We start from the raw sequence: 8,961 nt of genomic DNA, 5'->3' as shown, positions 1-8,961 counted from the left end.
CGCTGGCACGCCCTCGGCCACCTACAATGCCATGGTGACCCGGATTTTCGGCGCGGATCCGCAGAGCCTTTATAGCAAGACGGTGATCGTTCCGGGCGCGGAGGTCGTCAATACCAGTGGAAATCTCACTTTGGGGACTGCCACCTCCACGGCGGCGGCGGGCGACTGGAATATGGCGCCGTTGCGGTTCGGGCCGAAGAGTGTGGCTGGCGACCTTACCTTGCGCGCTGCAGGCAATCTCGTCTTCCTCAATACGCTGAGCGATGGATTCACCGACGGCACTTACAAATCCGTGCTGCTCAACCAAAACATCCTGGCGGCAGCCAACGCACAGAGTTGGTCGTATCGGTTGGTGGCGGGCGCCGATTTTGGCGCCGCGGACTTTCATCAAGTAGTCCCGCTGGCCAGCCTCGCGACTGATAGCGGGTCTCTCCAACTGGGTCGTGACAATGGTTTGAACATTTCCAATAGCAACGGCAGTAACAATACTCCGGGTCCGAACGCGACCACCACGCTGGCAGTGCAGGGTACGAACGGAAACACCAATCGCTATCAAGTCGTTCGGACCGGTTCGGGAAACATCGACATCGCTACCGGGCGGGATGTCGATTTGCTCAATGAATTCGCTACTATTTACACGGCCGGCACCAAGGTCGTCGACCCCACGCTCGGCGGCACATTTGACACGCCGATCGTAGCGCTACCCGCGGGCAACCAAGGTGGCCTCGGAGTGATCCAGCAAGGCACCACCGGCTACGCGGCGCAGTACACGCTGGCGGGCGGCAATGTGACCATCAATGCCCAGGCGAATATTATCCATCTCACTCAATCCGCCGGTGTGCTCGTGGACGACTCGTCGAAAGAACTGCCCAACAACTGGCTTGATCGGCGAGGATTCGTCGATCCGGTGACCGGCCTCTTCGGGAAAATTACCCGCAGCAGCGGCGGCAACGACATCGGATCGACAACGTGGTGGGTGGATTTCAGCAACTTTTTCGAAGGGGTCGGGGCGCTCGGCGGTGGCAATGTGACCATGATCGCCGGGAATGATGTGAGCAATGTGGACGGACTGGTGCCGACCAATGCCCGGATGCCCGGCAAGGACGCCCTGAACCAGCCGATTGCTCCCAACGCGGCTTCGCTGATCGAGCTCGGGGGCGGGGACTTGACGGTTCGCGCCGGACATAACATCAATGGGGGCGTTTACTACGTCGAGCGCGGGAACGGCGTCTTGAGCGCCGGGAATCAAATCCTCACCAACAGCACTCGTTCACCGTCTCTCACCACAATTACTGGCGATCCTCCGCTGGACTCCCACACCTGGCTGCCGACCACGCTCTTCGCCGGGAAGAGCAGCTTTCAAGTCAGCGCCGCCGGAAATGTTCTCCTGGGTCCGGTCGCCAACGTCTTCTTACTGCCAGAGGGTTATAATAACACCTATTGGGACAAAACTTACTTCTCGACCCTGGCTTCCAATGCGGCGGTCACCGTCTCTTCGCTCGGCGGCAGTGTTACGCTGCGCGAAAGTGTTTCCACCACCACCAATGGGGTGGCGCCTACCCTCGAGGCGTGGCTGCAAAATGTGTCCATTTTGGATCAGAGTGGGAATAATCTTTCCTATTATCAACCATGGCTCCGCCTCGATGAAGACAACGCGGATCCATTCTTCACCACTGCGTCCATTCAGACCGGAACATTCAAGGTCACGGCTTTCTCCGGGGATATCAATGTAGTGGGACCGCTCAATCTTTCACCTTCGCCGACCGGAACCATCGAACTGGCGGCGGCCGGGGCGGTCAATGGCCTCCAGCCAAATGGCACATCGTCGCTCGGCGCGATCAATTGGGTATCGAGCATTATCGATCTTTCCGATGCGTCGCCGACTGCCATCCCGGGCATCACGACTCCTTTCGCCTATCGCTCGACCTTGTCGAATCCGAATACACCGGCTGGCAATCGGACCACCGACAACACCAGCGGGTTTCTCACTTTTGTGGACAAACTCTTTGCGGAAACTGGCAGCACCACTGGCGCCGCCGCCGGTTTGTCGACCAAGGTCGCGCTGCACGCGCCGGGCCCGCTCCACGAGGGCGACTTCCAGCCCGTGCGCATCTATGCCAATGGCGACATTTCCGGACTCACCCTTTTCTCCGGCAAGGAGGCACAGGTCGTGGCCGGGAACGATATTACCGACATCGCGCTCTACATTCAAAACGTCAACACCACCGATACCAGCATTGTCTCTGCGGGACGCGATATCATTGCCTTCAATGCGAACTCGACTCTGCGCAGCCTCGCTTTCACGGCGGGCAACAGCGGCGATGCGCCCCGGGCGGGTGACATCCAGATTAGCGGTCCTGGCACGCTCGAAGTGCTGGCCGGCCGCACGGTTGATCTCGGGACGGGAGCGGAGAACGCGGACGGCACTGGTTCCGGGATAACTTCGATCGGTAATGCCCGTAACCCGGCCCTGCCGTTTGAGGGCGCAAATGTGATTGTGGGTGCGGGAGTGGGTACTTCAGCCCTTGGCCTGGCCAACAGCAATCTCGATGTGGATACCTTTCTCCGGCAATACCTGGGCTCTGGCTCCGGGACGACCGTGGGGGGAGTGGATTACTTTTCCGAATTGCAGGACTTGCTGGGCCCCGATGCAAAGTTGACCCGCTCTACTTTGGATACCCTTCCGGAGGAACAGAAGGCCGCTCTTGCCCTGCAACTCTTCTATCTTATCTTGCGTGACTCGGGGCGGGCGCACAATGACCCCACGAGCCCGACTTTCGGTACCTATGCCGACGGCTTTGCCGCCATTGCCAAACTGTTTGGCACGACCAGCGGCACGGGCACGATCAATACTCGCGCCCGGGATATCCGGACCCGCAGTGGCGGATATATCAATATCTTCTCTCCTACGGGCGGTCTGCAATTGGCTACGGCCACTATCGGCAATCCGGAAATTCCGCCGGGTATCGTCACGGAAGCCGGTGGCGCGATCTCGATCTTCACCAAGGACAATGTTGATATCGGTATTTCTCGAATTTTCACGCTGCGCGGTGGCGACATCATTGTCTGGTCCTCGGCAGGCAATATTGCGGCCGGTTCTTCAGCCAAGACTGTCCAAAGCGCCCCGCCCACGCGCGTGGTCATCGATCCGCAGACAGCCAATGTCGCGACCGACCTGGCGGGTCTGGCCACTGGGGGCGGCATCGGTGTGTTGGCCACTGTGGAGGGGGTCAAACCTGGAAACGTCGACCTCATCGCTCCATCCGGTGTCGTCGATGCAGGCGACGCGGGCATTCGCGCCACAGGCAATCTGAATATTGCGGCGACAGCCATTCTCAATGCTGGTAACATTCAGGTCGCCGGCACTTCCAGTGGGGTGCCCAGTGCGCCGACGGTGGCCGCCCCGAATATCGGCGCCCTTTCATCCGCCAATAATGCTGCGGCCGCGCAAAATACCGCGACGGACGCGGTCAACAAAAGGAACGAACCTCCGCCGATCGAGGAACCACCGTCCGATATTACCGTGGAAGTCCTTGGCTACGGCGGTGGAGAAGGCGGGACCTCCAGCGATACACCCGCGAGTCAATAGCGCCGGCTCCAGCTTGGAAAATTTCACCGGATCGTAACTATGAGCCGGGGAGACCTTCCGGCATGATGATCGTCCAACCCTTGAGCCCCGGTGGGGCAAAAAAGCTCAAATCCATGTTCTCGTCCCGTTATTTCCGCATCATCTCCACCGCACTGATTCTGCAGTTTGCGTGCGCCCACTCGACCCCTGCCCTCGAAATCGTCATTCTCGAACCCAAGGCGGCCGAAGGAAACGTGGAGGCGATGTTTGAACTAGGCCGCGCCTATCTTCACGGGCAGGGTGCGCCCCATGACGAGACCAAGGCTTTGCTGTATTTTCGCCAGGCGGCGGAGAAGGGACATGCGAAGGCCCAGCACAATTACGGGCTCATGTTATTGGAAGGCCGGGGTGCGGAGGCCGATCCCGCCCAAGCCGCCAAGTGGTTTCGGTGCTCGGCTGAGCAAGGCACGGCGCGCTCGCAGGAAACATTGGGCCTGATGCTATTGGAGGGACAAGGCGTCGGGAAGGACACGAAGAAGGCATTGGAGTGGCTGCAAAAGGCGGCTGCACACGGCGAGTCGGAAGCGCAACTGCGCGTGGGGTTGGCCTATTACGGCGGGGATAATATAGACCAGGATTACACTCAGGCGGCCCACTGGCTCACCCTCGCGGCGGTGCAGGACAAGATCGCGGCAATGAATGCTCTTGGTTCTCTCTATGAGGACGGATTGGGTGTGACCACGGATCTGGAGCAGGCTGTTCGTTGGTACAAGAAAGCGGCCGACGCGGAAGATGCCAAAGCGCAGGCCAATATAGGTCGACTTTACGCCACGGGCACCGGCGTGGAGCGTGATCCGGTGAAGGCCTACGAATGGCTCGCCCGGAGCGCAGCTCATGGGGAGGCATTGGGCGCCAATCTCCTTGCGGACCTGAAGAGAGGCCTTACGGCGGGTCAGATTACGGAGGGAGAACGCCGGGCTTTGGAGCCCGTGGGAAAATAACCTGTTTACGAATTTATGCTACCCCGATTCACGTTCCTGATGTGCTGTTCGCTGGGTTGCTGCGCGCTTCTCCGCGCGGAGAGCTCTTCTCCTGATCAACCGGAACCCGCGATTGAACACGCGCAGAAACTCGTGGAGGCGGGCAAATTCACCGAGGCGGAGAAAGAATACGAGGAGATCGTGCGGGCCGACATCGCATCTCTCGGCGAACAGAACCCAAAAACTCTGACGGATCGCGTCACGCTGGCCGTGGCCAAGTCGAAGGTGGGTGACACCCTGGCCGCAGAGGACGAGTTGCGAGCTCTGCTCGCTCTCTATACCCGCCGTCGCGGTCCGGAGCACGAGGAGACCATCTCCTGTCGGATTGCGCTCGCGCTTTTGCTCGACGATTTGGGGCGCACGCGGGAGGCACTGACCGAGTTTCGTCAGATCCTGGAAATTCGGGAGCGTGTGCTCGGCCCGGATGATGTGGAAGTCGCACGTGTGAGGCACATGCTGGGGGATGCGTTGGTGAGTTCCCATCAATTGGACGAGTCGCTGCCGCTCTATCGCCGGGCTCAAGCGGTCCTGGTGCGGGAATTGGGTCCGGAGAATCGCGAAACTCTTTTAAATCGATCCAACCTCGCGTGCGCGCTTGGCGAGAAAGGGGATTTTGACACGGCGGAAACCGAGCTGAAAGACATTCTGTCCACCCGTGAGCGTTTGCTCGGGTCTGACGATGTGAGCGTGTATATGACGTGCTTTTACCTGGGGCGGATCCTTGCCGGGCACGGGCATCTCGACGATGCCTATACTTATGCCACGCGTGCACTCACTGGCTTGCAGACTAAATTGGCGCCCAGCCATCCGCTGATTATCCGGGCTGGAAATCTCTGTGCCGAACTTAAAGCGGACATTGCCCGGCACGCGCGGAAAGAGGATCCCCACGCTAATCCGCAATAGGACCGCTATCCTGGATGCTTACTGCGCTGGGGTCGCCTGGATCGACTGTAAGTAGGCTTGTTTCTGCATCGCGGCAAATGCCTGGGCTCCATAGAGCACACGGTAATCCTGGTCGGCGATCCATTGCGCATTTTTCCAGCGCGACTTATAGCCCGGGTCGGCGGGATTTCCGGCTGCCGCAACGAAGTCCGCGGCCAACTGGTCCTGAATAGCGGCCTGCGCCTCGCTCACAGGGGAGTCTGGGGGTGGCTCGGCCAGGATCGCCGGGAGGACACCGGGCCCGCCCGATCCTTGGATGACTCTGGCCAGCGATGGGCTGATGTTGGCCGGCGCACCGTCACCGGTGATGTCGCCGCTTGCGGGCGTACGCTGGCCGGAGCCAACTGCGGGTGAGTTGCCGGCGACGTATGGCCGGCTGGGCGAATCGGGATGCGATGCCGCACTGGAACTGGAAATGGAAGATGAGTTATCGCGAGATAGAGTGGCCGGTGGTGCGCTCTGCTCCCGGTGACGATCTGACAGCCGTGGGGTGAGGGGAGCGCTGGCTGCTGCTGCGGGCGTTTCGTCTCGGAACTCCTGCGGTTGCTCGGTGCCTGGTGCCGCCAAAGGAGTCGGACTCCAGGATGGAAGAGCCGCCGTGGTGGAAACTGGTGAAACCACCACTGGCGACAGTGATTGTGCGGGAGAAGAGACGAAATGGTCGAGGACCGCTCCGAGCAGAATGGCGTTGAGGGTCAACGAAAGAACCAAGGGGAGATTGCGAATTAGATTCGGAGGAAATTGGGACATAGGGTGCGGTGCTAATTCAAGTGGGGCTGGGTGGGAGTCGGGAGGAAAACGATGGGGCGTCAGAAAAGCGAAAAACCAGTGCGGGGATGGAACCCGCACTGGTTGAAGTAGCAGCCCGGATTTACGCCGGGCGCGACAGGTTGGTGAGGTCCGCGGCTTAGAAGTATTTTGCCGTGATCTGTGCGCCTTCCTTGAGGCGGGTCACATTCATGGTGGAGAGCTTCACGTTGGGCTGCAGGCTGGCTTGGGCCGTGTTGAGAATGCCTGTCTTCAGGTTGTTGCCGAAGGTGAGCTTCACCGCCGGACCGCCATCGGTCGTGCCATCGCCCAGGTTGCTGCGCCAGAGGATGTGCTCAAAGCCCCAGAAGGTGTACTGACCTTCCTGAACGGCCGTGACCGAGAAATCCACGCCATTCCAGAGGAGCGGCACGCCGGCGGGCGAACCACCGATGGCAGAAGCCGCATCGCTGACGCCGAGATAGGTCATCACGTAGCCAGCGGTATAGCCGAAGCCATTCGGATCATAGGCCGAGGCGTCGAGGACATGGTTGGTGAAGCCGCGCAGCGAACCGCCGCTGCTCTCGCCACTATTGCCGTCGGTGATCGGCACGCCATTGATGGTCGTCGCCGGATACAGATTCAGGGCGGTGATGTGGAAGGGAGTGACGGTGTCGATGGTGGGCTGGTACTGTTGGACGCCATTGAATACGCCGACGCCGCTTTCGGCCATCGCGACGATGCGCGTGCCGGAATCGGGATCACGACCGGCAGCATAGACGACGGCGCTTTCATCGGCATTCGCGCCGGTGAAGAGGGCCAGCGGAACGGAACCACCGGTATAGAGATACTGAGCCAGGCCCGGATTGATGCTCACGCCCGTCGGAAAGCCCGCGCTAGCCACGAAGCGGAACGGAATGACACCGACAGTGGCGTCGGTCAAGTGCAAGTAGGTCTTGCCCAGGAATGTTCCATTGAACAACGTGCTGGACTGCAGGTTGTCGGCCATCGCGATATCCGGCCGAACGACTTCCGCTGGGTTGGCGGTGTTGCGCGGGTCGGCGTTGGCCGTGCCGGTGGCGCCGTCGGGCAGGAAGCGGACCGTCAGGGCGGCGGCCGCGTTGCCGGCGACCGTCTGGGTACCACCTGCGGAACCGGACCAGGAAGCCTTGATCGTGACGGTGTTGCCGCCGACGCTGCCGCCGGTCCAGGTAACGGCGTTGGCGCTGGTCAGCGACGCATTGTCCGAAGCTGTGACGATCGTCCCGGTGCCGGCGAGGAGCGCGCTGATGGCGTTGACGGTTGCGCCACGGAAAGCGGTCGAACCGGTGATGTAGATCTTCGTCTGCGCACTGGCAGTGGCAGCGAAGGAGACGGCGAGGAGACCCGCCGCGAGGAGTTTAAGCAATTTCATTAAGTTTATCTTGGTTGGTTTGGGAGTTGGTTTTGCGAGGAGACTTAGGCGATGGCCGAACGACGGCGGCGAACCAAGCCGAGGAGAGCCGCGCCACCGGCGAGAGCCGTGAGCGTGGAAGGTTCCGGAACGGAGGCGACGTTGAAGGTGATATTGCCGGTGCTATCGGTGGTGAAGTTGCCCAGATAGGTGCCCGCGGCGCCAGAGGCGCTGACCGGCAGGCGGAACAGATCCAAGGCAGTGCCATTGGGGCCGCCGGCAAACGAGCCTTCCAACGAACTGTCGTAGGAAGAGTTGAAGGAAACGCCGCCGCCGTCCGCCGCATGCACCGCGGAGAACCAGCTACCGGCTTCTCCTGTGGACTGAATCGCGGCGCGGGTGCTGTTGGGTGCCGCAGTATCATTCGAGAGGGTCGTCCGGAGAGTGACGATGGCCGTGTTCGTTTGATTCTGCGCGCTGTTGGCGCGGCTGTTCCACGCCGTCTCCGGAGTGCCGAAGGTGTTTTCGCCCTTGGAGGCGTATTCGGTGTTGAGTGGGTCGGTTCCGATCAACGGATTGACCGTGCCGACAACGCCCCAGAACAAATCCGAACGGGTAGCCCAGTTTGCGCCGAAGGTGTTGGCCAGATCGATACCGATATTGCCGATGTTGATCCCCGAGGCGCTGTTCAGCACGAAGCTGCTCGTCGCGTTTTTGTAGATGGATGCCTGACCGATATCGATCAAGTAGTCGAACGACGAGCCTGTGCCGCCGGTTGCCCGGAAGCCAAGGTACAAGTCGCCGTTGCTCACCGTGACGGCGGCGTTTGCAGAGCCCGCACCGGCGATCGATCCGACCAGGGCCAGAATCGACACGCCGAGGAGGCTATGTAGGGTTTTCATTTTCATATGTAGATGGTTTGCTGTGAGGCAAGGCAGCGGGTGGTTCAAAGTGGAGGGGTTGAACCAGCAGCCAAATTGCTTGTTGAAAGCAGACCAAAACCCAGTGCTCCTACGCAATAGACCTGAGGTTAAATTCAGGTTACGGGTAGATGACAAAAACTAACACCTGGCAGGATCGAGGCGATCCCGCCCCGGCGAGCCTGCCACCCCGGAAGCCGCTTGTTTGCAGGAGTCGCACGCCGACGCATCGGAGGCAAGAGCGGTAATGTTACATTTGTGTCGTTATAGCGAGGTACCTATCAGCCGCGGACGGCAGCAGCGCGAGGACCCAGGCGAAAACCAGCCGGGCGAGAGACCAAGTAATGTTCA

6 protein-coding genes are annotated in these 8,961 nt (G+C 60.4%); 3 read left to right on the top strand and 3 right to left on the bottom strand.

The window, feature by feature from the left end:
- From ABJF10_RS08295 to ABJF10_RS08285, 3 genes are all read left to right on the top strand, one after another.
- Positions 1-3,589: filamentous hemagglutinin family protein (locus tag ABJF10_RS08295; RefSeq protein WP_348544078.1), on the top strand; the 3,589-nt coding region annotated here is incomplete at its 5' end.
- A gap of 113 nt (positions 3,590-3,702) precedes the next feature.
- Positions 3,703-4,569, top strand: coding sequence for an SEL1-like repeat protein (locus tag ABJF10_RS08290; RefSeq protein ID WP_348544076.1), 867 nt, complete (start codon positions 3,703-3,705; stop codon positions 4,567-4,569).
- 132 nt (positions 4,570-4,701) lie between these two features.
- Positions 4,702-5,511: a tetratricopeptide repeat protein gene (locus ABJF10_RS08285; RefSeq protein ID WP_348544075.1), complete on the top strand. Its 810-nt coding sequence runs from the start codon at positions 4,702-4,704 to the stop codon at positions 5,509-5,511.
- An 18-nt stretch (positions 5,512-5,529) separates the two neighbouring features.
- Here the strand turns inward: ABJF10_RS08285 and ABJF10_RS08280 are convergent, their stop codons facing one another.
- From ABJF10_RS08280 to ABJF10_RS08270, 3 genes are all read right to left on the bottom strand, one after another.
- Positions 5,530-6,300, bottom strand: a complete 771-nt coding sequence (locus ABJF10_RS08280) for a hypothetical protein (protein WP_348544074.1) — start codon at positions 6,298-6,300, stop codon at positions 5,530-5,532.
- Positions 6,301-6,457: 157 nt separating this feature from the next.
- The gene (locus ABJF10_RS08275) at positions 6,458-7,711 is read right to left on the bottom strand and encodes a hypothetical protein (protein WP_348544073.1); all 1,254 of its coding nucleotides are present in this window, start codon (positions 7,709-7,711) and stop codon (positions 6,458-6,460) included.
- Between the two features lie 44 nt (positions 7,712-7,755).
- Positions 7,756-8,598, bottom strand: coding sequence for a PEP-CTERM sorting domain-containing protein (locus tag ABJF10_RS08270; protein WP_348544072.1), 843 nt, complete (start codon positions 8,596-8,598; stop codon positions 7,756-7,758).
- Positions 8,599-8,961: the final 363 nt, after the last annotated feature.

Origin of the sequence: Chthoniobacter sp. (genome assembly GCF_040003245.1) — a bacterium.
Taxonomy (GTDB): Bacteria; Verrucomicrobiota; Verrucomicrobiia; order Chthoniobacterales; family Chthoniobacteraceae; genus Chthoniobacter.
Note: the sequence above shows the minus strand (reverse complement) of the source record. Positions and strands in the feature narration are given on the sequence as shown.